This is a genomic window from Yersinia sp. 1652 StPb PI, from assembly GCF_041538345.1.
GTDB lineage: Bacteria > Pseudomonadota > Gammaproteobacteria > Enterobacterales > Enterobacteriaceae > Yersinia > Yersinia enterocolitica_E.
Window position 1 is genome coordinate 2429267 of the sequence record NZ_JAULSM010000001.1, and the last position, 25961, is coordinate 2455227.

Sequence of the window (25961 nt, forward strand, 5' to 3'; positions counted from 1 at the left end):
ACACGTCCTCTCGGATGATAATTAAAAACGCCGCTTTCAATAGCGGCGTTTCCTTTTTTAAACCGTCCAAATAAACTTTCTGAAAAATCTGCTTTATCCCAACTGCGTTAAAGCCATTTTTTCAAATAAGACTTATCCCATAGAATCCGGCTGTTTTGCCTCGTTTTTTTAACTTTTTTTTAAAACAAGGTGCTTCTTTGAGCGAACGATCAAAATAAACCCCTCTAACACTAAAAATTTATTCTCTTTCGAAAAAACTTTGTGTAATACTTGTAACGCTACATGGAGATTAACTTAATCTAGAGGGTGTTAATAATGAATCGTACTAAACTTGTACTGGGCGCGGTAATCCTGGCTTCAACTATGCTGGCTGGTTGTTCAAGCAATGCTAAAATCGACCAACTGTCTTCTGACGTTCAAACTCTGAACGCTAAAGTTGACCAACTGAGCAACGACGTGAACGCAATCCGTTCTGACGTTCAAGCAGCTAAAGACGATGCAGCACGTGCTAACCAACGTCTGGACAACCAAGCTCACGCTTACAAGAAGTAATATTACTTCCTGAAAATGAAAAATGGCGCACATTGTGCGCCATTTTTTTTACCCCGCTAAAATGAATCCCTGACGTTACCTTCCTTGATATCGACCTTCCTTTGCTACTACTCGCCATATCATCCTGCGGTTGCTGCTACACGCTTTGCCACGACGGATAAGTTGCCATGGCAAAGGTGCATCTAAAACTTAATTAGCGGCGGAGTAGACCGGACCTGGCTGAACCAGCTTAGGTGCGACTTCATCAGCCGGTTGCTGCTCTTCTGTCTGCGGTTGTGCCTGTTGCTCGCCCTGAGGCGCTACAGCGGCCGGAGCCTCTACAGGGGCAGTCTCACCTACCGTTACGATGACTGGCATACCAGCGCGGCGTACAATCGCGTCCTGGACCACTTGAGCATCAGTCTGGCTGTCACTCATAAACTTCAGTAGGCTGCTGCTAATCGCAATTGGCATCGTTTGTGGGTCATCACTGTCTACACGGGACAACGGCTGATGAACTTCCACATAACGTTTACCATCAGGTTCTACGGAATATTTAACCGGTTCGTTGACTATCTGTACGCGAGTACCTTTAGGTACTGAGCTGAACAGTGCCTTGATATCATCAGGACGTAAACGGATACACCCGGAGCTGACACGCATACCGATACCAAAGTTGGCATTAGTACCGTGGATCAAGTACTCACCGCCGCCGGCTGACAGACGCATAGCAAACAGGCCCATTGGGTTTTCCGGCCCTGCGGGAACAACTGATGGCAAGGTAACGCCTTGTGCCAGGTAGTGCTTACGGATGTTCGCAGTCGGTGTCCAGGTCGGATTCGGGATCTTCTGGCTAACAGACGTCGTCATCGTCGGAGTATTACGCCCTAACTGGCCGATACCGATAGGATATACGATGACCTTGTTCTGGCCTTTAGGGTAGTAATAAAGACGCAGCTCAGCCAGGTTGATGACGATACCTTCACGTGGGGTATCAGGCAGCAACATCTGGGTCGGGATAGTTAATACTGAACCCGGTAACGGCAAATACGGGTCAGCACCTGGGTTGGCTTCGAGCATCCCCAGCAAACCGATTTTATAATCGGCAGCAATAGCCTCAAGCGGACGGCCATCGTTTGGAACGGTATAGGTAGTATTTTCACCAATCAGACGGCTATTGGCTGGCGGTAGAGGATACTCGGTCGCATTGGCAGCGGTGATACTTCCCGCCATACAAGTTGCGAATAACATACCAATCAAAGTTAATGCACGTTTCATGCTTAGTTCCTACATCACTTCTTCAAATTCGGTTTACACGGCTATACCCGATAGATTTCAAGTTGCAGGAAGGCGGCAAACAAATGAATCCCGCTGAGCTTACGCAAGTAAGTGATTCGGGGGGATGAGAGCAGCCAACACACCAGCAGTTTGAAAGATGACGGGTATATCTACGTTAATTCTAGCAGCCAATTATAAGGCCAACATATAGTAACAGCCATTATTATAAAGGCAATTTATATCTCTAGAAATCAAGGTGTTACAAAGTAATTTATTATGCTTTATCCAGCAAGAAAGCCGATTTAACCTGCTGAAATTCCACCATTTTAAGACTGTGACCCATGACGCAAAAATGGTCAGCCACCGAGGAATAAAGCACAAAATGTTGGCATGAATTAGTGAGCTTTTAAACTTACCGCTTTAATGCGAATAGCACGGATCATCGCTTCCAGACCTTGCGAACGCGATGGTGTCAGGTGCTGACTCAGGGCTAAGTCGGCAAAAAATGGCCGAACATCCAATTCGATTATCTGTTGTGGCGTTAAACCTTGATAAAGGATAAACACCACCGCGACCAACCCTTTAACGATAGCCGCATCACTGTCACCGGCAAAAACCACCTGGCCCTCATCAGAGGTTGTCATGGCAATCCACACCTGGCTTTGGCAACCGGAAATAAGATTCTCCGGCTGGCGCTGTTGTTCCGTTAACGCTGCCAACTGCCCACCTAACTCGATCACATACAGATACTTTTCTTCCCAATTCAAACAACGGGAAAAGTTACGAATCAATTTATCTTTATCTGGCAAAACAGCCATAGCGTGCTTCCTGATACCCTTTGTACTTGATGTCGCAGGAGATTAAGACCCACTGCCCCGCCAAATTACACGAACGTGTAAGCTCATTGGCATTAATGAGCTTCATCCTACGGCATCAATAATGTGGTAATAGTTGATTTTAGGTACGGCGCTTATTAATAGCACTCAACCTAGTAATTTTTCAATGCGCTGTAGCCCTGCCACCAAGCGATCGACTTCCTCACGGGTATTATAAAGTGCTAATGAGGCACGACACATACTCGGGACCTGGTAGAACGCCATCAGAGGCATGGCACAATGATGACCAGTACGAATCGCGATACCGTATTGGTCAAGGAAACTGCCAACATCATACGCGTGGTGCACCCCTAAATTAAACGCGATAACCCCGGCACGGGCTTGCGGGCCATAAAGTGTCAGGCTGTTTACCTGACCCAGTTGTTTCAAGGCATACTGCATCAGCGACTGCTCATAGTGCTGGATCTGCGCAAGTCCAAGATCAGTAACATAACTGATAGCCGCACCCAGTCCCATAATGCCTGCGGTATTGGGTGAACCGGCCTCGAAACGCCACGGCGCATCAGCAAAAGTGGTACCTTGCGTCAGGCTAACGGTTTTGATCATCGAACCGCCCCCTTCCCATGGTGGCATGTGTTGTAGCAGTTCACTCTTGCCGTATAAAATACCAATGCCCGACGGTCCATAAAGTTTATGGCCGGAGAAGACATAAAAATCACAATCCAATGCCTGCACATCTATCGATTGATGCATGATAGCCTGCGCACCATCCACCAGCACCACCAGACCAGCAGCTTTAGCCTGAGCAACAATCTGCTGTATGGGATTCACGGTCCCCAATACGTTGGAAACCTGAGTCATCGCCAACAACCGGGTGGTGTCATCAATTAAGTCCGCCAATGCCGCTAACTCAAGTTCCCCGGTCGCCGTCAGCGGCCAGATACGAATTTCAACACCCAAGTCAGTTGCTAACATCTGCCACGGCACAATATTGGCGTGATGCTCCATCTCAGTGATGATGATGCTGTCACCGGCGCTCAGGAAATGACGGCCATAACTGTTAGCCACCAGGTTGATGGCCTCGGTGGTCCCTTTAACAAAAACAATCTCTTCAGCCGAGGCGGCATTAATAAAACCTGCAACCTGGCTGCGCACCGCTTCCATCTGTTGGGTCGCTTCGCTACTTAGGGTATGGATACCACGATGGACTGCGGCATAACCCTCACGATAAAAGTTAAGCTCCCTGTCGATGACCACTTGTGGCTTCTGTGCGCTGGCGGCGCTGTCCAGATAGGCCAGCGGCTGGCCGTTAACCTGACGGCTCAGCAGTGGAAAATCAGCTCTGACCTGTTCGATAGGGAAACTCATAGCGATTCTCCGGCTAAGCGCTCAGCAATCCGCGCCAGCACCACTTTGCGAATGGCGTCGCTGTGAATGGCTTCCGTCAATTCGGCGGCAAAGGCAAAAATAATCATCTGTTGCGCATCAGCCTGATTAATCCCGCGCGATTGCAGATAAAAAAGCTGTTCTGCATCAATGCGCCCAACCGTCGCACCATGACTGCATTTCACATCATCGGCATAAATTTCTAACTGTGGCTTGGTATCAACTTCAGCCAATTTACTCAACAGTAAATTATTGTTGGTCATCTGGCCGTCAGTTTTTAATGCATGTTGAGCCACTTTAATCATGCCGTTAAAGATAGCTTTACCCCGTTCACGCACAATGGTTTTGTGTAACTGGCGGCTTTCACAATAACCCTTGTTGTGCTCCAGATAGCTGCGGGTATCGCAGATTTCGCGCCCTATCGGGAGCAGCAAGCTATTAATAGATAACGTGGCACCTTCGCCGTTCAACTGGGCGCTGGTATTATGACGGGTCAACCCGGCACCCAGCAGGAAACTATAACTACGCGCCCGCGCATCACGACTTAATACCAGATCATTATGGGCAAAGTGATAGCTGTGAGGGGTTTCAAATGCCAATTTACAATGGCGCAGTTCAGCGTTATCACCTACCGCAATGGTAAGCCGTGCGCCGGTAAAGTGAGGGTGCTCACTCAGACTAACGAAATGTTCAATCACTTCAGCCTGTGCATTAGCTTCAATCACCAGATGGTGTCGGTAGTGACTGGTATTCACCACGTCAGAATCATTGCCTGAGCTGATATGCAGCAGATAAAGCGGCTTCTCACTGTGTTTCCCCACCGGCAATCGGATATGCAGACTTTCCTGCGCCAGACTTTCCGTCAGATGCAAAAACACCTCAGATTGGATCGCCGGAGGAAACTGCGTATTTCCACTCAGGTTGGTCAGTTGATAAGGGCCACACTCAATATCACTGAGTTCAGGTGCATATCGGCCATCAATAAAGACTAAACGATGAGCATCTTGCACCAACGACAGTTCATCGCGTTGGCTAGCCGTCACCTGCGCAGGGCTGGCGAAACTGAAATTATTGACCAGCAAACGTTCCAGTGGCGTGTATTTCCAGTCTTCATGTTTAAAGCTCGGGAAGCCCAACTGCAACACCTGTTGCCAGTGCGCACTAGCCTGTGTTGAATGGCCACTCTGGCGCTGATTAAACAGTTGACCGAAGTGCTTGAGCGCATCAGCACGCTGTTTTTGTTGCAGATGCTGCTGTTCCAGCATTTTACTGTTGGTCGGTAAGCCAGCCATAGCCTTGCTCCTCCAACTGTTTTACCAATGTGAAATCACCTGACTTAATGATCCGCCCCTGATACAGCACATGCACAAAGTCGGGTTTTACATAATCAAGGATACGCTGATAGTGAGTCACAATAATAAATGCACGGTTTTCGTTACGTAGCGAGTTAACCCCGTTAGCGACAATTTTCAGCGCATCAATATCCAGCCCAGAGTCGGTTTCATCCAGAATACATAACGAGGGTTCCAGTGCCGCCATTTGCAGAATATCGTTACGTTTCTTTTCGCCGCCGGAGAAGCCCACATTAACCGAACGGGTCAACAAATCAGCCGGCATCTTCAGTAACTCAATTTTTTCTTCAATAAAATCAGCGAAATCAAAGCGGTCCAATGGCTCTTGCTGGCGATATTTACGCACCGCATTGACGGCAGTTTGCAAGAAGAAATGGTTACTGACACCCGGAATTTCCACCGGGTACTGAAAAGCCAAAAATACGCCTTCACCCGCGCGATCCTCTGGGTCCAACTCCAGCAGGTCTTTCCCTTTAAAGGTTATATGCCCCTCGGTCACCTCATACTCTTCACGCCCCGCCAACGCGGCAGATAATGTACTTTTCCCTGAGCCGTTTGGCCCCATGATGGCGTGCACTTCACCGGGTTTGATCTCCAGATCCAAACCTTTGAGGATTTCATTACCTTCAACACTGACTTTTAAATTCTTAATGCTTAACATAGGGTTCCTTGGTGCGCCAGAGCGCAAAACTCTGCGAATGCGTGTTTCAACTCACACTTAACCGACACTGTGTTCCAGACTGATGGCTAACAGTTTCTGTGCTTCGACGGCAAACTCCAGTGGCAGTTCGGAGAACACATCTTTACAGAATCCGTTAACAATCATTGAGATGGCATCATCTTCACTGATGCCACGCTGCAAGCAATAAAACAGTTGGTCATCGCCAATTTTTGATGTTGTCGCTTCGTGTTCCAATTGGGCTGAGTTATTGCGCACTTCCACATACGGGAAGGTATGCGCACCGGAGTCCGGCCCAATCAACATCGAATCACATTGCGTGAAGTTACGTGCGTTATCCGCACCGGGCAGGATTTTCACCAAACCACGGTAGGTGTTCTGGCTATGCCCAGCAGAGATCCCTTTGGCAATAATTGTTGATTTGGTGTTTTTGCCAATATGAATCATCTTGGTACCGGTATCGGCTTGCTGGTGGCCATTCGTTAGTGCCACCGAGAAGAACTCACCGATTGAGTTATCACCCTGTAAAATAACGCTTGGATATTTCCAGGTAATAGCGGAGCCAGTCTCAGATTGAGTCCATGACATTTTTGAACCCGCACCTTCACACAGCGCACGTTTGGTCACGAAGTTAAGAATACCGCCAGTGCTATCAGCACCGGCGAACCAGTTCTGCACCGTTGAGTATTTCACTTCAGCATTTTTGTGCAAAATGACTTCAACGACCGCAGCGTGTAGCTGGTAGCTGTCTCGCACTGGCGCTGAGCACCCTTCGATATAGCTGACATAACTGTCTTCGTCAGCAATCAGAATGGTGCGTTCAAACTGCCCTGTTTTAGCCGCATTAATACGGAAATAGGTGGATAGCTCCATCGGACAGCGCACACCTTTTGGCACATAAACAAAAGTGCCATCAGAGGCCACCGCCGCATTTAACGCGGCAAAAAAGTTATCTTTAGCCGGTACCACCGACCCCAGATATTTACGTACCAAATCCGGGTATTCCTGAATGGCTTCGCTAAATGAGCAGAAAATAATCCCTTGTTCGGCTAATTTCCCACGATAGGTAGTCGCAACCGAAACCGAGTCAAAAATAGCGTCTACTGCTACCTCGGCCCCTTCGCGTACCGGAACCCCTAGCTGGGCAAAGGCAGATTCGACCTCTGCGGTGAGGTACTCATTCATCGCCTGTTCAGACAGATCACGTGGTGCCGCACTGTCCGCAGACGATTGCTGCACTGCACCGGGTTGCGAATCACAACTGTCATCACAACTGCCACAGGATGGGGCGGAGTAATAACTGTAATCCTGATAATCCAGACTTTTATAATTGGCTTTCAGCCAGTGAGGCTCTTCCATTTCGAGCCAACTACGATAAGCACCAAGACGAAACTCCAGCATCCATTCAGGCTCATTACGTTTCGCTGAGATGGCGCGAATGACATCTTCACTAAGGCCTTTCGCTAACTGATCAGTCGCAAGCTGGGTAAAAAAGCCTTCTTTGTAACGACCATCGCTGACCCAAGCCTGCACATCATCTGGAACCTCTACATTGCTTCGTGTCATTTCGTTTACATCGCTCAAACGCCAAAACTCTCGCCACACCCGCAGGAATGCTGAGCTTTAGGATTATTAAATTTAAAAATCTGGTTTAGCCCTTCGCGGACATAATCCACCTCGGTGCCATCGATAAACGGCATCGCTTTTAACGGTACGTAGAGTTTGGCACTGCCCTGTTCGAAAACCAGAGCGTCGCTGGCGGGCTCTTTAGCCATATCCATTACATAAGCAAACCCCGCACAACCGGATTGTTTCACGCCAAGCTGCAATCCTTTAATTTGCGGATCTTGCTGCATGAGCCGTGTAATTTGTGCGGCAGCGCTCTCTGTTATCGTCACACCCTGCCAGACATTCTCGTCGAGTGAAAATGTCCCGACTGATTCCTGTTGCATATGCCCTACCTTATATTTCGCAATCACCCATTAGGTTGATCTTTTCAGGTTAACAATTTGCTGGCTGATTATTGAAGAATCAACACAGATTATTCACAATGGTAGTGATAATAATTATCACTTCAACCGTTTGTTTTGCAGGGATATTAAGAAAAGTGCCGTTTGAACCTCGAATGAGGCGGCAACGAGTAAGCATGCTGCGATGGCCGAAGAGGTCTGGAGGAAAAAATGCACTTTTATCACCCTGAAATAAATGAATAAATTCCCCGGCGACGCTAAATTCCCTTACTATATCAAGGGCTAATCGCAGTCAGCCGCTGAGTATTTAAAACATTCATAAAAAATACCTATTTCTGTTTTAACTTTAGCTGAAAACCCCCACAGGGGAAACCTATCATAGAGATTCGCCGCATTTATCGGATAAATGAAACAGTCTGAAGGGAGCAGCAGCAAGTGCCATGAGCTGTTGAAGTCACTCAGAGCCGTTGGCTGGCCCTGAGTAGTCTAATCACGTGTAATTTGGCGGGGAATGACCTTATCGGGACAACACGGCGACGGTTAAACGCGAGGTACAACACAGATGGTCTTCTTCATCAAAAACCTCAATCTGCCACACCTGATGGCTGCGGCCGATATGAATGGCCCGACAGCAACCCCGTACTTTCCCGGAACGTACTGCTTTCAGGTGGTTAGCATTAATCTCCAACCCCACGACTTGCTGGCCTTCGGTGGTACACAGATATCCGGCCATCGAACCGAGCGACTCCGCCAGCACCACCGACGCACCACCATGAAGTAAACCGAAAGGTTGAGTTGTCCGCTGGTCTACTGGCATCGTGGCTTCTATTTCGTTATCAGAGAGGCGGGTAAACTCAATGCCCAAATGCCCAACCATACAGCCCTGGCATTGCTGGTTTAACTGTTCCAGCGTTGCGGTGCGTTTCCACAGCATCTTTTCCCCTTGGTTGTTGAAATTACAGCAGTAATAGCTGTTCTGATTACTCAGCCCATCCTTGGGCTTTGCCTCTGCGAGGCGGCGGCAAGTAGCACCAAGTAAATAGCATACTCAGCTCGCAGGTTAAACCAGCTCAAGCAAAGCTTGTAACGGATGTCTCAGTCCATTGCCTTCAATACGTTTAACCTGACTCCGGCAAGAGTAACCTGTGGCTAAACAACGTTTACCCGGTAACTTTTGTAACGCCTGTTGCCAGGATAACGCGTAAATACCCAACGAGTTATCGATGTTCTTCGCTTCATGACCATAAGTTCCGGCCATGCCACAACACCCGACACTGATGTTTTCCAGTTTGGCACCATAACGGGAGAATATTGCTGCCCAGTGCTGGCTGCTGGCAGGTAGTGCCGTGGTTTCGGTGCAATGTCCAAACAGGTACCAGGATTCGCCACTCATCTGCTGCTCTGGCAGGTCAGCCAGGGCCACTTGTAGCCATTCGTGCACCAATTGCACCGCAAAGTCACCGCGCGTATCACCAAGAATCTCTTTATATTCATCGCGATAACAAAGAACCAGCGCCGGATCAACCCCAACCATCGGCATCCCCAGTAACGAAATGCGATTAAGAAAATCTGCCGTCTTACGCGCCGTTTTAGCAAAACGTTGCAGGAAACCTTTAATGTGCTGCGCTTTACCGTTGGGTGAGAATGGCAACAGCACGGGATTGAAGCCCAGTTTTTCGACCAAGCGAACAAAATCCGCCACCACCTGAGCGTCGTAGTAACTGGTGAAGGGATCCTGCACGATCAGCACATGCTGGCGGCGCTCTGACTCAGACAGTTTCTCCAACTGCTCCAGGGTCATAGTACTGGCATAATGGCCGGATAATGATTGCTTCAACGTTGGGCTAGAAAGCATCGGCAAGTCCACCATACCAATACTCTTCCGGCTTAGCTCCCTGACCCACGGCTGTTTAAGGAAAAAGTTAAACACTTTTGGGGTTTTGGCCATTAACGGCGCATAACTCTCTACTCCAGCCACCACATAGTCACGCAGTGGGCGATGATAACGGGTGTGATACAACTGTAGGAAGCGGGAGCGGAAGCCCGGTACATCAATTTTTATCGGGCACTGCGTCGAGCAAGCTTTGCATGCCAGACAACCTGACATCGCCTCTTTGACTTCATGTGAGAAATCATAATCCCCCAGACTGGCAGCCCAGGTATTACGGGTTTTCTCAATCAAACTACGCAGGCTGGGGCGTTTGGTCGCCAGCCCTTTCTCTAGTGCAATGGGGTCAACCCCTTGCTCAGATAACAGCCGTAACCATTCTCGCACCAGCGTTGCCCGGCCTTTTGGTGAATGAATACGGTCACCGGTAATCTTCATCGACGGGCACATCGGGCTACGTGCATCAAAGTTAAAGCACAGACCGTTACCATTACATTCCATCGCACCACGGAATGAGGTTCTTACTGCTAACGGAATACGCCGGTCCAAGGTACCGCGTTTATCTGAGGTATCCACTTTCATCATTGGCGCATCACTGCCCAACGGTGAGCATATTTTCCCCGGATTTAAGCGATTATCAGGATCGAAAACGGATTTAATGCGCCGCAACTCGTGGTAAAGCACTTCACCAAAGAAGTCAGGGCTGTATTCTGCACGGAAACCCTTACCGTGTTCGCCCCATAGCAAGCCGCCATAGCGCGCCGTCAGTTGCACCACTTGGTCAGATATCTGTTTCATCAGCATTTCTTGCTGTGGATCGCACATATCCAGCGCTGGGCGTACATGTAATACCCCCGCATCCACGTGGCCAAACATGCCGTAGCTCAAATTGTGGCTATCAAGCAGTTGGCGGAACTCGACAATATAATCGGCCAAATGTTGTGGTGGTACACAGGTATCTTCCGCAAACGGAATGGGCTTAGCCTGGCCTTTACTGTTGCCTAACAAGCCAACCGCTTTTTTGCGCATACCATAGATGCGCTCAATACCCGCTAACTCACTGCAAATCTGGTAACCAATAACGCCGCCTTGCTGAGCAGACATCAGGTCATCCAAGCGCTGACAAAGTGCCTCCATTTGACTATCGATCAGTGCCTTATCATCACCGGCAAACTCAACGATATTCAACCCCAGCATCTCTTTATCAGGGATATCGGTAATCAACTCTTTTACTGAGTGCCAGACAATATCTTCTTTGGCCAGATTAAGAACTTTAGAGTCCACGGTTTCCACTGACAGCGCTTTGGCTTCCACCATAAACGGGGCATTACGCAGAGCGGAATCGAAGGAGTCATACTTTACATTCACCAGACGGCGAACTTTAGGCAGCGGCGTTATATCCAGTGTCGCTTCAGTAATGAAGGCCAGAGTGCCTTCTGCACCGGTTAAAATTCTTGTCAGGTCAAAGGTTTGCAGGTCATCGCTGAAAACATGACGTAAATCATACCCGGTCAGGAAACGGTTTAATTGCGGGAATTTCTCCAGAATCAGCGCGCGCTGCTCACGGCAGTGATGCAGCACCGTATGATAAATACGGCCGGTTACAGAGTCCTCCTGCGCAATCGTTTGTGCCAATGCCGTCGGCATGGCGCGGGTATCGAGCAGGGTTCCACCCAGCAATATGGCACGTAGCCCCAACACATGGTCGGACGTTTTGCCATACACTAGCGACCCCTGACCGGAAGCATCGGTATTGATCATTCCACCCAACGTAGCGCGGTTACTGGTCGATAACTCGGGCGAAAAGAAGTAGCCGAATGGCCGCAAATATTGATTGAGCTGATCTTTAATCACCCCCGCTTCAACCCGCACCCAACCCTGTTCGGGATTAATCTCCAGAATACGGTTCATATGGCGCGACATATCCACCACAATGCCACTGTTCAGTGCCTGGCCATTGGTGCCAGTCCCGCCGCCGCGCGGCGTAAATACCAGGGATTTAAAACTCTCCAGGCCAGCCAGACGGCCAATCAAGGCAACATCCGCAGTCGAACGAGGAAAAACCACGGCGTCGGGTAGCAGTTGGTAAATGCTGTTGTCCGTTGCCATGGTCAGGCGATCGGCATAATTAGTGGCGGTATCGCCGGTGAATCCGTTTTGCTTCAAAGCATCCAAAAAATCCAGCACCAACTGGATGACACCCGGTGCCTGAGAAATCTGTGGGATCATTAGTGTGACCCTATCTAATAGGTATGTTTGTGGTTCCGCCAAGAGATTATCTGCTAGCAATCCTCTTTGTCGAATAATTTATGTCAATTCAGAATGATGAGAAAGTGATGCGTATCTGCCGAGGATAAATGCGGCAATAAATCATTAAGTATCAAAATTATATATTGTATAAATAATAGTCGCACCACGCCGAAAGAACATTGTTTCAGCACCTTGGTTGCGGTCGGTGTTTTGTTATGTCCAAGCTAATGCTATTTTTTAACAAATCACAGCAGTAAAATCCGGCGTTGTCTGTTAAAACATTAAAAAATACACCATGATTAGTACAGATGCTTAATTAGTTCAAAATCTAATGAGTGCCTAAAAAACAGTGCGATGGCCACCTTGCCATGACTTTCGATGTGAGAACCCATTGATGAATTACCCGCAGCAGCGCCGTTTCGATTTACCTAAACTGATGTTTGGGGTGATATTCATTATGATAATGATTATCGCCAGTTTCTGGGTGGTACAGCCTTTTATTATGGGTTTTGCCTGGGCGGGCATGGTAGTCATTGCGACCTGGCCACTGCTGATTAGGCTGCAAAGGCTACTTTGGGGTAAGCGCTGGCTGGCTGCTATTGTCATGACTCTGCTGCTGGTGTTGCTGTTTGTCATCCCGATAGCCCTACTGGTCAGCAGCCTGGTGGAAAACAGCGGCCCGCTTATCCAGTGGGCATCCAGCCCGTCTAATGTGCGCATGCCGGATATGACCTGGTTGCAATCGATCCCAATGGTGGGGAACAAACTCTATAGTAGTTGGCATACATTGGTTGCCGGTGGTGGCAATGCGATGATCGCCAAAGTTCAACCCTATATTGGTGCGGCCGCGACCTGGCTGGTAGCTCAAGCCGCCCATGTCGGTTATTTTTTGATTCATCTGGCGCTGATGGTGCTATTCAGTGTTTTACTCTATTTCCATGGTGAGCAAGTCGGGCTGGGTATCCGCCATTTTGCGGTGCGCGCTGCCGATAAACGTGGCGATGCCGTCGTGGTGCTGGCCGCTAAAGCTATCCGGGCCGTCGCATTGGGGGTCGTGGTCACCGCACTGGTACAGGCAGTGCTGGGCGGGATTGGGCTGGCGATTGCGGGCATTCAATACGCCACACTGTTTACCGTATTAATGTTTATCTGCTGCGTAGCTCAACTTGGGCCACTGTTGATACTGGTCCCGGCGATTATCTGGTTGTATTGGACCGGTGATACCACCTGGGGTACGGCACTGCTGGTTTGGAGCTGTATCGTTGGTACTATGGATAACGTTTTGCGCCCCTACCTTATCCGTATGGAAGCCGATATGCCGATGATTCTCATCCTGTCCGGGGTGATTGGTGGCTTGTTGTCATTCGGCATGATTGGCTTGTTTATTGGGCCGGTGGTGTTAGCCATCTCCTATCGCCTGACTTCTGCCTGGGTCAATGAAGCACCGGAGCCTGAAGAGAGTATGAAGGAAGTTGCCAAGCATTTAGAAGAGCTTTAGCACTTACCGGGGTTTGGTAGTTATGCTGCCGAACCCCTATTATCCAGCGACATTCGCTATTAACAATTAAGAACAACCGTTTTAATTCCTCTATTTCTATTCTCAACCTGTATTTCATTAGTTATTAAATAGAATGATTATTAATAACTATATGAAATTAATCCTATAAAAACATTTATTTAACCTATTATATTCAGAAGATTCTTAATGACTAAGCCACGGAATTTACTTAATATTATTATTAGAAAGTGCTTTCCCCAAGGCATTTAAATAATTCATCTTCAAATGACTTATTTAAATATCTGTAATCGAATACACGTATTGCTGTGTGTAGTCTTTGCCTGTCATCTTAGACGGGCTTTTTTTTTACTTATTATTGCAAAAAATCCGCAACCTAAGCTGCGGATAATTAAATGTCTCTCTATCGGTATAACCCGAGTCCAATCAATGCTTAGTATGTTGCGCCAAACTGACCCACGTTTGTACTACGGTGTCTGGGTTAAGGGACAAGCTGTCAATCCCCTGCTCCATCAGCCATAAAGCAAAATCCTCATGGTCTGACGGACCCTGACCACAAATCCCCACATACTTGCCTTGACGTTTCGCCGCCTGAATGGCCATCGACAGCAACGCCTTAACGGCTTCATTGCGCTCATCAAACAGTTCAGAAACCACACCGGAGTCGCGATCCAGACCCAATGTTAACTGAGTCATATCATTGGAGCCGATAGAGAAGCCATCAAAATGCTCTAGGAATTGATCCGCCAGCAATGCATTGGACGGGATTTCGCACATCATAATAAGCTTCAGGCCATTCTCACCACGTTTCAGCCCTTGTCTTGCCAGTTCTGCCACCACCGCCTCTGCCTGAGCCACTGTACGTACGAAAGGCACCATGACTTCGACGTTAGTCAACCCCATCACATTCCGCACCCGCTTAACCGCCTCACACTCCAGTGCGAAACAATCACGGAAGCTGTCTGCGACATAACGACCCGCCCCACGGAAACCTAACATCGGATTCTCTTCATGTGGCTCATAAGCTTCTCCGCCAACCAGATTGGCGTATTCGTTAGATTTAAAATCCGACAAGCGCACAATCACACGTTTCGGCCAGAAAGCGGCACCCAGGGTAGAGATCCCTTCGGTCAAGCGACCAACGTAAAACTCGACCGGATCGTCATAACCCTTCATCAAGGCTTTGATTTCCGCCTGAATTGCAGGCTCCTGGCTATCGAATTCCAGCAATGCTTTAGGATGCACACCAATCATGCGGTTGATGATAAATTCCAGGCGCGCCAAGCCAACGCCGTCATTAGGGAGACGGGCAAAGTCGAAGGCTCGGTCTGGATTGCCAACGTTCATCATTATTTTCAACGGCAAATTAGGCAGTTCAGTAACTTGTGAGCTCTGAATCGAGAAATCGAGCAACTCTTGATAAACATAGCCCGTATCCCCTTCAGCACAGGAAACCGTAACCTTTTGCCCTTCTCTCAAAATATCAGTGGCATTACCACAACCCACAACGGCTGGGATCCCCAGCTCACGAGCGATGATTGCCGCATGGCAGGTACGCCCGCCACGGTTGGTCACAATCGCTGATGCTTTTTTCATGATCGGTTCCCAGTCAGGGTCCGTCATGTCGGTTACCAGTACATCACCGGCCTGAATTCGGTCCATCTCGCTGATATCATTAATCACCTTAACCGGCCCCGCACCAATACGATGACCAATGGCACGCCCCTCCACCAACACCTCACTTTGGGCATTCAGCAGATAACGCTCCATAACTTGCTCGTTGGAACGTACTGTTTCCGGGCGAGCTTGCACGATAAACAGCTTACCGGTATGACCATCTTTGGCCCACTCAATGTCCATCGGGCGGCCATAATGCTTTTCGATTGATAGTGCCTGATGCGCCAGCGCTTGCACCTCTTCATCACTGAGAGCGAAACGATTGCGTTGTGCTTCTGGCACATCTTCAATCTGCACCTGTTTGCCATGCTCCTGGCTTTCGGCATAGATCATGCGAATTTTTTTCGAACCCATAGTGCGGCGTACTATCGCGGGTTTGCCATTACGCAATGTTGGCTTATGGACATAAAACTCATCCGGGTTCACCGCCCCTTGCACCACCATTTCGCCTAAACCATAAGCTGCGGTGATAAAAACCACCTGATCGAAGCCTGATTCAGTATCAATAGTAAACATCACGCCCGCCGAAGCGAGATCAGAGCGCACCATCCGTTGTACACCAGCAGACAGCGCCACCCCACGGTGGTCGTAGCCTTGATGCACACGATAGGAAATAGCGCGATCATTGAACAGTGAGGCAAATACGTGCTTGATAGCAACCATCACCGCATCAATCCCCTGCACATTCAAGAAGGTTTCCTGCTGGCCGGCAAAGGAGGCATCTGGCATATCTTCGGCAGTAGCCGATGAACGCACGGCAAAAGAAGCCTCTGGCTCACCGTCAGCTAATTGTTGGTAGGCTTCATGAATAGCCTGTTCAAACTCGGGATGGAACGGCGTCTCAACCACCCATTGACGAATCTGCGCGCCCGCTTTGGCTAATGCTGCAATATCATCAACATTGGTCTGATCCAACAATTGATAAATGCGTTGGTTAACACCGCTTTGCTCCAGAAATTCGTTAAATGCTTGAGCTGTGGTAGCAAAACCATTAGGTACCGAAACACCCAGGTCTGAAAGATTGGTTATCATTTCACCCAGGGAGGCATTCTTGCCGCCTACCCGCTCAACATCGTTCATGCCAAGCTGATTGTACCAAAGCACATTGCACAGATTTAGGCCATTGTTGGACATCGAAACAATCCTTTTTACATTGTCTATTAATTATGGACGGTCAGTAGGGTACAGACGGAAGTATCACGGCTGACGAATCAGCTGTTTCAGACTAGCACAATGATCCATAGTCCATGGACAGGTGAATCGATCAACCCAACAAGAAAAGTTATTTTCAGGCGATTCTGACAGCAAACGCTTTACCGATAGGCCGAATCAGGCACACTGATTAGGCTAAACTTGTCACCAGATGCTCATTTATCAGTGCGAAAATCCGATCAGAAAAATACTCAGGAGTCAGCGTGGAGAGAAGTGTGTTTTATATTTCGGATGGTACCGCCATCACCGCAGAAGTGCTCGGTCATGCTGTCTTGTCGCAGTTCCCTGTTAAAGCCACTACCTTTACGCTGCCGTTTGTCGAAAGTGCTGCGCGTGCGCAAGAGGTTTGCCAGAAGATTAATCAGATATATCAAGACACTGGCGTTAGACCGCTGGTTTTCTATTCGATAATCAGTGCGGAAGTGCGTGAACTCATTCAGCACAGTGAAGGATTTTGTCAGGATATTGTGCAAGCACTGGTTGCCCCACTACAGGGCGAACTGGGGGTTGCCCCCCAGCCGGTGCTCAACCGAACCCACGGTCTTACTGAAAGCAATTTGGGCAAATACGATGCGCGGATTGCGGCTATCGACTACGCCCTGGCCCATGATGACGGTATTTCTCTGCGCAATCTGGACCAGGCACAGGTGATTCTATTGGGGGTTTCCCGTTGCGGTAAAACCCCAACCAGCCTCTATTTAGCCATGCAATTTGGGATTCGTGCTGCCAACTACCCATTTATCGCCGATGATATGGACAATTTGCAACTTCCCGCCGCGCTGAAACCTTTTCAGCAAAAACTGTTTGGTTTGACAATTAACCCTGAACGGCTGGCGGCAATCCGTGAAGAACGGCGTGAAAATAGCCGTTATGCCTCGCTGCACCAATGCCGAATAGAAGTGGGTGAAGTAGAAGCGCTATTTCGCAAGAATCAGATTCGCTATCTGAACTCCACTAACTACTCCGTTGAGGAAATCTCCACCAAAATCCTGGATATTTTAGGCATGAGTCGCCGCATGTTCTAATGGAATATTTGCCTGGGATATTATTTACAGTTTATTTCATCACAAATTGTATGAATCAAGGCCGTGGCGGTTGAATTCATTTAGTTTTGGTTTATTGTGATCGCCATCACTTCCCGGTATTCCTGCCGCAGAGAAGAACAGATTTAGAGAATTTCCATGCATAAAACAGATGAACTGCGGACTGCGCGCATCGATAGCTTAATCACGCCACAACAACTGGCGGAAAAATTACCGATTTCCGCCAGCATTGCCGATAACGTGACAGCGTCACGTAAACGAATTGAAAGGATCCTCACCGGCGAAGACTCCCGCTTGCTAGTGGTTGTCGGTCCCTGCTCGATTCACGACCTTGATGCCGCCATTGATTACGCCACCCGACTGAATGTATTACGCGAGCGCTATCAGGATCGCCTGGAAGTCGTCATGCGCACCTATTTCGAGAAACCGCGCACCGTCGTGGGTTGGAAGGGGTTGATTTCTGACCCGGCGTTGGATGGCTCATGTCAGGTCAATCGTGGGATTGAGATGGCGCGCAAACTGCTATTGGCAGTTAATGAGCTAGGTCTACCTACTGCCACCGAATTCCTTGATATGGTGACAGGTCAGTACATTGCCGACCTGATCAGTTGGGGGGCCATTGGCGCACGTACCACGGAAAGCCAGATTCATCGAGAAATGGCATCGGCCCTCTCCTGCCCGGTGGGTTTCAAAAATGGCACTGACGGCAATACCCGCATTGCAATTGATGCTATCCGTGCCGCGCAAGCCAGCCATATGTTTTTATCCCCGGATAAAAACGGCCAGATGACGATTTACCAAACCAGTGGCAACCCGCATGGGCACATTATTATGCGTGGCGGTCGGCAGCCTAATTATGGTGCATCTGATATTGCCACAGCCTGTGACAGCCTGCGTGAATTCGATTTACCGGAACATCTGGTGGTCGATTTTAGCCATGGTAATTGTCAGAAAATGCACCGCCGCCAGTTGGAAGTTGCCGCTGATATCGGGCAGCAAATCCGTAACGGTTCTAGCGCTATTGTCGGTGTGATGGCTGAAAGCTTCCTGATTGAGGGCTCGCAGAAAATTGTTGCGGGTCAAGCCTTGACCTACGGGCAGTCCATCACCGACCCGTGCCTAAACTGGGCGGATACTGAGCAATTATTGAGCTTGTTAGCGGACGCGGTCAGCAGTCGGTTTTGATTAACACACAGTGATAGAATGGTTTAACCGCTATAGCGGTTCTGTTCTATCACTGAATTAAATGTTCTACGCCCTCTCATACCGCTCAAACCCTTTCTCTACCAATCAATTCTAAACTATCTATCCAACATATTAATTACTAAGCAAAATAAAGTAATTAACATAAAAAGTAATAGAGATTGTTATTGAAACTATCCACACATGAAGATGATAATAATTATCACTTAACTGGATACTCTAAAGAATACTTCTTATGCGTAAGGGCACCTATCCTACTCAAGCCGTAAATTGCACACCAGACCCATTTCCTGCGGTGTTGCAATTATCCTGTATCAACAGCGGACAACTGCTTGGTCAACATGATGTCGTGGTGATCAATCACCAAGGGCAGCTCTATTATTTGCGCCAAACCAAAGCAGGAAAACTGATACTGACTAAATAATTTTTAGTCACTCAATGCTATTTGCAAAAAAAATCCACTACGCCAGCCACCTCATACTGAACACTAAGGCAGCCAGCAACTTATTGATTATGTTTAATAACATAGGGAGAGTTGCTCATGCTTCGTTTCTTTCGTTTATCTTTATGCAGTCTGGCAATAACAGTGGCGTTATCTCCACTGGCGACAGCCCATTCAGCACCCGCCAGTAAGAATCACACCCTTATTGTTACCGGAAATCAACCGACGACTGACAGTTTCCCCCCCCCCGGCACAGTCACCGTCATTGATGCTGCATTACCAGACAAACAAACTGCCACCTCCGCCGCAGAAATGTTGCAAAACGTACCCGGTGTGAGTGTTAGCGGTGTTGGGCGCACCAATGGACAGAACGTTAATATCAGAGGCTATGATCAGTATGGTGTGCTGGTGCTCATTGATGGTATTCGTCAGGGCATCACGGGGGCCAATATCAGTGGTACTTTCCTTGATCCGGCACTGATAAAGCGGGTCAGCGTCATTCGTAGCCCATCAACATCAAGGTTTGGCAGTGGCGCCATGGGCGGGGTGATTGCTTACCAGACCATTGATGCGGCCGATTTGCTGGCAGAGGGCCAAAATCTTGGTTTCCGCGTCAGCGGTTATGGTGCCACGGGTTATCACAGTATCGGCTCTGGGATGTCCATTTTTGGCCGTACAGAGAGTCTTGATGGCATTATCGCGCTAAGTAAACGTAAGGTCGGCAATATTTACCACGGTAACGGTAATGAAGCGCCGAATGATGAAACGATTAACAGCTTGATGTTTAAGGGCACCGCCTATCTTTCTGACAGCCAATCGTTAACCACCGCCTTGCGTTATTACAATAACCAGGCACTAGAACCGCGCATGGCTAACCTTAGTACACCTGACTTAAAATTTAATAAAAGTCCAATGATGAATCGTTCCACCCTGCAACGTGATGCCGAGTTAACCTACCGCCTGCAACCACAACACCTTGATTGGTTGGATGCCACCAGCCAACTCTACTATTCCGAGATCAATATTAGTGATGACGTCAATCGCGAGGGTTCAGGCCGCCGTAAACAGATCACCCACGGCATAAAGCTGGAAAATAACAGTAAGCTATTTGCCTACAGCCCAGTCGCACATTTGTTCACTTATGGTGTGGAAGCCTACCATCAAGAGCAAGTTCCAACCGGCGTTATTCGTAATTTTCCCCCTGCTGAAATCAAATTCTCCTCCGGTTGGTTGCAAGACGAAGTTACACTGCGTGATTTACCCGTTACCTTGCTGGTAGGCAGCCGCTTCGACAGTTATAAAAACAGCCGCATAGGATTTGCTGATAAGGAGGCAAAAAACTGGTCAACACGGGGGGCAATTACGATTGATCCAACCGATTGGTTGATGCTGTTTGGTGCTTACAGTCAGGCGTTCCGTACCCCAACGCTGACTGAGCTTTATAACAACTCGCTACACTTCTCTGCCGGATGGTTCTCTAATTACTGGTCCCCTAATCCAAACTTAAGACCAGAAAGCAACGTCACCCGCGAAACGGGGTTCGGAGTGTATTTTGATAATCTATTCGCCGATAACGATTCAGTTAAATTTAAAGCCAGCTATTTTGATATCCACGCTAAAGACCGCATTACCAGTCATGTCAATATGATGAGCTCCAGCTACATCAATATCCCGCGCAGTAAAAGCTGGGGTTGGGATGTGTCATTGGATTACCAGAATCAATGGATTGACTGGACGCTGGCCTATAACCGCACTCGTGCTATTAATCTCGACACCCGCCAATTTATTAACAGTATCAATCCAGATACCGTCACCAGCAGGCTTAATATCCCTATTGCCAACAGTGGTTTTAGCACTGGCTGGATCCTGACAATGGCAGAAAATACCAAGTTTATGAAAAATAACGATGCCAAAACGTCGTCACGCCGTCCCTATGCACCGCAAGCTGGTTATGCGGTCCATGACTTTTACCTAAGCTACCATGGGGCTGGCAGCTTGAATGGCCTCACCACCACCGCAGTATTGGGTAATGCATTCAATAAGGTGCACTACTCACCACAAGCAATCCCGCAGGATGGTCGTAATGCCAAACTATTAATCAGCTATCAGTGGTAATCACAAGGAAGCGGCTCATGGAAATATCACATTACCAACACTATCTCAACACTCGGCAGCAACACCCCAGCAAGCCTCTACACGATATCGCTCGTATGATGAATATCAGTGAAGCCGAGCTATTTTATGCGCGGGTAGGACAGGATGCGCAACGCCTGGATATCAGTGCCGATAGACTGCTGACTGAGTTAGCCAGTGTCGGTGTCACTAAATCGATCACCCGTAACGATTATGCAATACATGAGCATTGGGGTGAGTACCAGAATTTGCGCTTGCACGGTCACCTGGGTTTGGTTCTTAATCCACGCGCGCTGGATTTAAGGCTGTTTTTCCGTCAATGGGACAGCATTTTTAGCCTGAGCGAGGAGACACCACAGGGTAAGCAATTGAGTATTCACTGCTGTAATCTGCAAGGCAAGGCAATCCATCAAATCTACTGTACCGAAGAAACAGACCTTAACGCATGGCAGCAGTTGGTGGAAAAGTATCGCTGTGAAACCAATGCGCGGTTGGTGTTCTCCCCCACAGAGAAAGCGTTCACTCAAGAGACAGTCATTGATAACGCTGCGATAGATAATGAATGGCGCAAGATGAACGATATCCATCGGTTCTTTATGCTACTCAAACGCAATAAAATCACCCGCCGGCAAGCCTTCCGGGCTGTCGGTGATGATCTGGCTTATCCGGTTGATAATAAAGCATTAAGGCAAATTTTATATGCGGCACAGGCTTGCCAGAATGAAGTGATGATCTTTGTCGGTAACACCGGGTGTATGCAGATCTTCACTGGCGTGATAGAACAATTCATTGCCTGTCAGGGGAAGCAAACACCGCCGCCTCATTGGATGAGTGTGCTTAACCGCCGTTTTGCTTTGCACCTGCATGAGAATGCCATTGCAGAAAGTTGGGTAACCCGCAAACCGACCAAAGAGGGTTACATCTCAAGTCTGGAGCTGCTGGATACTCAAGGTAACCATATTCTGCAACTATTTGGGCAACGTAGCGAAGGCCAACCAGAGCAGCACCACTGGCATCAGCAACTGGCCGAATTGACTGCCATAGGCTCCGCTGATGAATAAATGGCTAATATTTATTGCCATTATAATTCCAATCAGTGGCATTGCCAGCCAACGCATTATCACACTCGGCAGTGATATCTCTGAAATCACCTACGCATTAGGCGTAGGTGCCAACATTGTGGCCAGGGATAGTGCCAGCCAACACCCCAGTGAATTGAAAGCCTTACCCGACGTGGGTTACTTGCGACAACTCAATGCCGAAGGCATTCTCGCGTTACAGCCTACGTTGGTGTTATGTCGTAAACAGGCTTCAGCGTCACGAGCGCTAAAGCAAATCACTGACTATGGGGTAAAGGTCATACTTATTCCCGCGGACAGTTCGCCACAAACAGTGGTAACTAAAATTCAGTTGATTGCCAGCGCAGTTAATCAGCAACAGAAAGGCCGACAACTGATCAATCACTACCAGCAACAGCTAGCAATGATAGATTCCACACCATTGTCGGTAAAGGTTCTATTTATCATAAGCCACGCGGGGTTACCGCCGCTGGCTGCGGGTAAAAATACTGCTGCGGATAGCTTATTTCGCCTTTCAGGCCTGAACAACACCATGCAAAAATTCAGCGGATATCGCCCTTTATCACAAGAAGGGATTATCGCCAGTGCTCCTGACCTGCTGATTGTTACGTCATATAGCGTTAAATCACTGGGTGGTATTGATAATATATGGCGTTTACCGGGAATAGCTCTGACTCCTGCGGGTAAAAAGCAACGATTACTGGTAATTGATGATAGAGCATTACTGAGTTTTGGCCTGCAAACACCCCAAGTTCTACAACAGTTGCGGAGTGCCGGGGAGTCCAGCCGGTAAAAGCGTCTTCTGTTAGCGACGAGTAGGAGTGATTGCAATACCTTTCATCCTTGAAGCCGCAGCTAAGTTAGCGGCTGTTACTCACCCGAGTCACTGAATACGTTGGATATGCAACTAACTGGAACAGGAGATTTCCAGATGTTTCCCCCAGTCAGGGGGTAATGCCGCCAAGTCATCAAATTCAGGTTGCTCTGCGAAAGGATGCTGTAATGCCTGATGCAATCGCTGTAGCGGTTGAATATCATCCTTTTCAGCGTGATCAATCACTTGCTGTGCCAGGTAGTTACGCAATATATATTTCGGGTTAACCGCTTTCATCAATTGCTGACGCTGAACATCGTCAATCGGCTCTTGTTGCAAACGTGTACGATAATGGTGGTACCAACTGTCAAAACCGGCCCTATCGATAAAATCATCACGTAGTGGCGATTGCGCCGAATGCATTTCAACCTGGCTCAACAAGCGGAATGTGCGGGTATAATCTCGCCCCTCTTGAATCATCAAACTCAATAATCCTGTCAGTAACTCGTTATCCTGGCTGCTGTTTTCGACAAAACCTAGTTTAGCGCGCATCTGTTGGCCATAAGCTGCCATTAACTCTGGCTCATAAGCCCCTAGTGCCAACTGTAGCTGCTCCACCGACATTAAGCCGGACAACGCCTGCCCCAACCGATGCAGATTCCATAGTGCGACCGCTGGCTGATTATCGAAAGCATAACGCCCCTGACCATCAGAGTGATTGCAAATATATCCCGGTACATAGTCATCAAGAAAACCAAATGGACCATAGTCCATGGTAATACCAAGAATCGACATATTATCGGTATTCATCACACCATGAGCAAAACCGACCGTTTGCCAATGAGCGATTAAACGTGCCGTGCGTTTTACCACATCAGTAAACCACAACAGGTAACTTTCCGGTTGACCGGCCCATTGCGGCCAGTGACGAGCAATAACATAATCAGCCAACTGTCTGACCTGCGCAGGCTGCTGTCGATAATAGAAGTGTTCGAAATGGCCAAAACGAACATGACTTTCAGCCACGCGTAATAGCATCGCCCCACGTTCTGGTTGCTCACGATAAACAGGATGTTCGCTGGTAACAATGGTCAGTGCACGGCTGGTAGGTATTCCTAGATGGTGCAATGCTTCGGAGGCTAAAAACTCCCGGACGACTGAGCGCAAAACGGCCCGCCCATCCCCCATGCGGGAATAAGGGGTTAACCCCGCGCCTTTCAAATGCCAATCCATACTGCGGCCGTCACTGAGTTGTTGTTCCCCGAGCAAAATCCCACGGCCATCCCCGAGCTGCCCTGCCCATACGCCGAACTGGTGGCCACTATATACTTGTGCCAGCGGCTCCATACCTGGTAGCAAAGCCTCTCCTGCCCATACGCTGGCTTTCGGCAAACTAAACCAACGCTCATCCAGCCCAAGCTCCTGCGCTAAAGGGGAACTGTGGTACAGCAAGCGTGCCCCCTTTAACGGCGTTGGTTGCAAGTGAGTATAAAAACCACTCAATTGCTGCCCGTAGCTATTATTAAATTGAGGCGTATTCTCAGATTCTGAAGCGCTATCTGATGGAATAAAGTTAAAAGTGGTCATCAGCGTAATACCTCAGCCAGCCAGTGACTAACTTGCAACAGCTCAGCGTGTGACTCAGGAAAATCATCGCTTAATTGCTGACAAACAACGTTAATAGCCTCGGGACGATACACCGTCCCTTGTAGCCGCGCAGCCAAAGCTTCCAGCGGAGCCGGATTCAAACTATCCGTAAAGATTTGGCAGCGAGCGATGGCACCCTGTAATACATCAAAATGCAGTTCAATTCCGCCCCAAATAAAACGGGTATCGACTAAGTGGCTAAAGGCGGGGGCCTGACCGAAATTCCATTCCCAGCTACTCTGTTTAGCAAATTGTTCGGTAAAACCAGGTAGGTCGGGCAATGCTTGTGGGGAGATTCTTTCCGCCAGCACCTTTTCATTATAATAATCGAAAAAAGCCTGCTCAATGGCGACACAAATCTGTTGATGCTCAATTCCCGGTAATAGCTCCACCAGATTGGTGACTCGGGAGCGCACTGATGTAATCCCTTTGGCCTGCAATTTTTTCGGATCAGGATTAAGGTAATCGGCCAAACGACTCAGATCCGCACTCAATAACAATGTGCCATGATGAAAACCACGATCTTTGGTCTCTTTATACGCCGAGCCCGAAACTTTGCGCTCATCATCACCGTTCTTAACCACCAAATCATTACGACCTGAAGCGGTGGCCTGAATTCCGAGCGAGGCTAACGCAGTAAGAATAATTTGAGTGGAGACCGTTTTATCATATTCAGGTTTACCCGCCATAAAGGTGAAACAGGTATTGCCCAAATCATGAAATACCGCCCCGCCGCCGCTGCTGCGCCGAGCCAGCTTCACGCCATCTTGCTCCATTTGGCGCGTATTACACTCTTTCCATGGATTCTGAGCGCGGCCTATCACCACGGTGTCAGCATTACGCCACAAAAATAACACTCGCTGATCCGGGGACATCTGACGGAAAATGCACTCTTCTACCGCCAGATTAAACCAGGGGTCATAAGAATCAGAAATGAGTAAGCGAAGGGATGACATAAACGCGGCTCCGAACCAAAATAAGCAGCTATTAAGATAACATAACCAACGCCGATATCTTTAGGTTCG

General features: G+C 48.5%; 20 protein-coding genes and 1 other RNA gene. 9 read left to right on the forward strand and 12 right to left on the reverse strand.

Annotation, left to right across the window (positions count from 1 at the left end):
- Positions 1-315: 315 nt before the first annotated feature.
- Positions 316-552, forward strand: a complete 237-nt coding sequence (locus Q2T71_RS11180; protein WP_005165631.1) for a major outer membrane lipoprotein — start codon at positions 316-318, stop codon at positions 550-552.
- Between the two features lie 189 nt (positions 553-741).
- Here Q2T71_RS11180 and Q2T71_RS11185 read toward each other — a convergent pair whose 3' ends face one another.
- From Q2T71_RS11185 to Q2T71_RS11225, 9 genes are all read right to left on the reverse strand, one after another.
- Positions 742-1809, reverse strand: coding sequence for a L,D-transpeptidase family protein (locus Q2T71_RS11185; protein ID WP_372559123.1), 1068 nt, complete (start codon positions 1807-1809; stop codon positions 742-744).
- A gap of 395 nt (positions 1810-2204) precedes the next feature.
- Positions 2205-2627, reverse strand: coding sequence for a cysteine desulfuration protein SufE (gene sufE, locus Q2T71_RS11190; protein ID WP_372559124.1), 423 nt, complete (start codon positions 2625-2627; stop codon positions 2205-2207).
- 165 nt (positions 2628-2792) lie between these two features.
- Positions 2793-4013 (reverse strand): cysteine desulfurase SufS, encoded by a 1221-nt coding sequence (gene sufS / locus Q2T71_RS11195; RefSeq protein WP_372559125.1) that lies wholly within the window; start codon positions 4011-4013, stop codon positions 2793-2795.
- Positions 4010-5323, reverse strand: a complete 1314-nt coding sequence (sufD, locus tag Q2T71_RS11200; protein WP_372559126.1) for a Fe-S cluster assembly protein SufD — start codon at positions 5321-5323, stop codon at positions 4010-4012. The genes sufS and sufD overlap by 4 nt, the downstream gene beginning before the upstream one ends.
- On the reverse strand, positions 5298-6044 hold the full coding sequence (gene sufC / locus Q2T71_RS11205) for a Fe-S cluster assembly ATPase SufC (RefSeq protein WP_083158725.1): 747 nt from the start codon (positions 6042-6044) through the stop codon (positions 5298-5300). Before sufC ends, sufD begins: the two co-directional genes overlap by 26 nt.
- A gap of 57 nt (positions 6045-6101) precedes the next feature.
- Positions 6102-7628, reverse strand: coding sequence for a Fe-S cluster assembly protein SufB (gene sufB, locus Q2T71_RS11210; RefSeq protein ID WP_372559127.1), 1527 nt, complete (start codon positions 7626-7628; stop codon positions 6102-6104).
- Between the two features lie 14 nt (positions 7629-7642).
- Positions 7643-8014 (reverse strand): Fe-S cluster assembly scaffold SufA, encoded by a 372-nt coding sequence (sufA, locus tag Q2T71_RS11215; RefSeq protein WP_083158723.1) that lies wholly within the window; start codon positions 8012-8014, stop codon positions 7643-7645.
- 535 nt (positions 8015-8549) lie between these two features.
- Positions 8550-8966 (reverse strand): hotdog fold thioesterase, encoded by a 417-nt coding sequence (locus tag Q2T71_RS11220; RefSeq protein ID WP_083158721.1) that lies wholly within the window; start codon positions 8964-8966, stop codon positions 8550-8552.
- A 126-nt stretch (positions 8967-9092) separates the two neighbouring features.
- A complete protein-coding gene (locus Q2T71_RS11225; RefSeq protein WP_372559128.1) occupies positions 9093-12149 on the reverse strand; it encodes an FAD-binding and (Fe-S)-binding domain-containing protein in 3057 nt (1018 codons plus the stop codon).
- 415 nt (positions 12150-12564) lie between these two features.
- Between Q2T71_RS11225 and ydiK the strand changes: the two genes are divergently transcribed.
- Positions 12565-13668 carry an AI-2E family transporter YdiK gene (gene ydiK / locus Q2T71_RS11230; protein WP_083158718.1) on the forward strand — a complete coding sequence of 368 codons (1104 nt, stop codon included), beginning with the start codon at positions 12565-12567 and terminating at the stop codon, positions 13666-13668.
- 264 nt (positions 13669-13932) lie between these two features.
- Positions 13933-14037: antisense sRNA RprA (rprA, locus tag Q2T71_RS11235), an RNA gene on the forward strand.
- 75 nt (positions 14038-14112) lie between these two features.
- Here rprA and ppsA read toward each other — a convergent pair.
- Positions 14113-16497, reverse strand: a complete 2385-nt coding sequence (gene ppsA / locus Q2T71_RS11240) for a phosphoenolpyruvate synthase (protein WP_372559129.1) — start codon at positions 16495-16497, stop codon at positions 14113-14115.
- Positions 16498-16778: 281 nt separating this feature from the next.
- Here ppsA and Q2T71_RS11245 point away from each other — a divergent pair, with 281 nt between their 5' ends.
- The 6 genes from Q2T71_RS11245 (at position 16779) to Q2T71_RS11270 (ending at position 23268) form a co-directional block, all read left to right on the forward strand.
- Positions 16779-17600, forward strand: a complete 822-nt coding sequence (locus Q2T71_RS11245) for a pyruvate, water dikinase regulatory protein (protein ID WP_083158716.1) — start codon at positions 16779-16781, stop codon at positions 17598-17600.
- Positions 17601-17756: 156 nt separating this feature from the next.
- Positions 17757-18803 (forward strand): 3-deoxy-7-phosphoheptulonate synthase, encoded by a 1047-nt coding sequence (locus tag Q2T71_RS11250; protein ID WP_372559130.1) that lies wholly within the window; start codon positions 17757-17759, stop codon positions 18801-18803.
- 253 nt (positions 18804-19056) lie between these two features.
- Positions 19057-19245: a hemin uptake protein HemP gene (gene hemP, locus Q2T71_RS11255; RefSeq protein ID WP_372559131.1), complete on the forward strand. Its 189-nt coding sequence runs from the start codon at positions 19057-19059 to the stop codon at positions 19243-19245.
- Between the two features lie 117 nt (positions 19246-19362).
- Positions 19363-21378 (forward strand): TonB-dependent hemoglobin/transferrin/lactoferrin family receptor, encoded by a 2016-nt coding sequence (locus Q2T71_RS11260; protein WP_372559132.1) that lies wholly within the window; start codon positions 19363-19365, stop codon positions 21376-21378.
- A gap of 17 nt (positions 21379-21395) precedes the next feature.
- Positions 21396-22457 carry a hemin-degrading factor gene (locus tag Q2T71_RS11265; protein WP_372559133.1) on the forward strand — a complete coding sequence of 354 codons (1062 nt, stop codon included), beginning with the start codon at positions 21396-21398 and terminating at the stop codon, positions 22455-22457.
- Positions 22450-23268 carry a hemin ABC transporter substrate-binding protein gene (locus Q2T71_RS11270; RefSeq protein WP_372559134.1) on the forward strand — a complete coding sequence of 273 codons (819 nt, stop codon included), beginning with the start codon at positions 22450-22452 and terminating at the stop codon, positions 23266-23268. Before Q2T71_RS11265 ends, Q2T71_RS11270 begins: the two co-directional genes overlap by 8 nt.
- Before the next feature lie 114 nt (positions 23269-23382).
- Here Q2T71_RS11270 and Q2T71_RS11275 read toward each other — a convergent pair whose 3' ends face one another.
- Both Q2T71_RS11275 and Q2T71_RS11280 read right to left on the reverse strand, forming a co-directional pair.
- Positions 23383-24876: a protein adenylyltransferase SelO gene (locus Q2T71_RS11275; protein WP_372559135.1), complete on the reverse strand. Its 1494-nt coding sequence runs from the start codon at positions 24874-24876 to the stop codon at positions 23383-23385.
- Positions 24876-25892, reverse strand: coding sequence for a lipoate--protein ligase A (locus tag Q2T71_RS11280; RefSeq protein WP_372559136.1), 1017 nt, complete (start codon positions 25890-25892; stop codon positions 24876-24878). The genes Q2T71_RS11275 and Q2T71_RS11280 overlap by 1 nt, the downstream gene beginning before the upstream one ends.
- Positions 25893-25961: the final 69 nt, after the last annotated feature.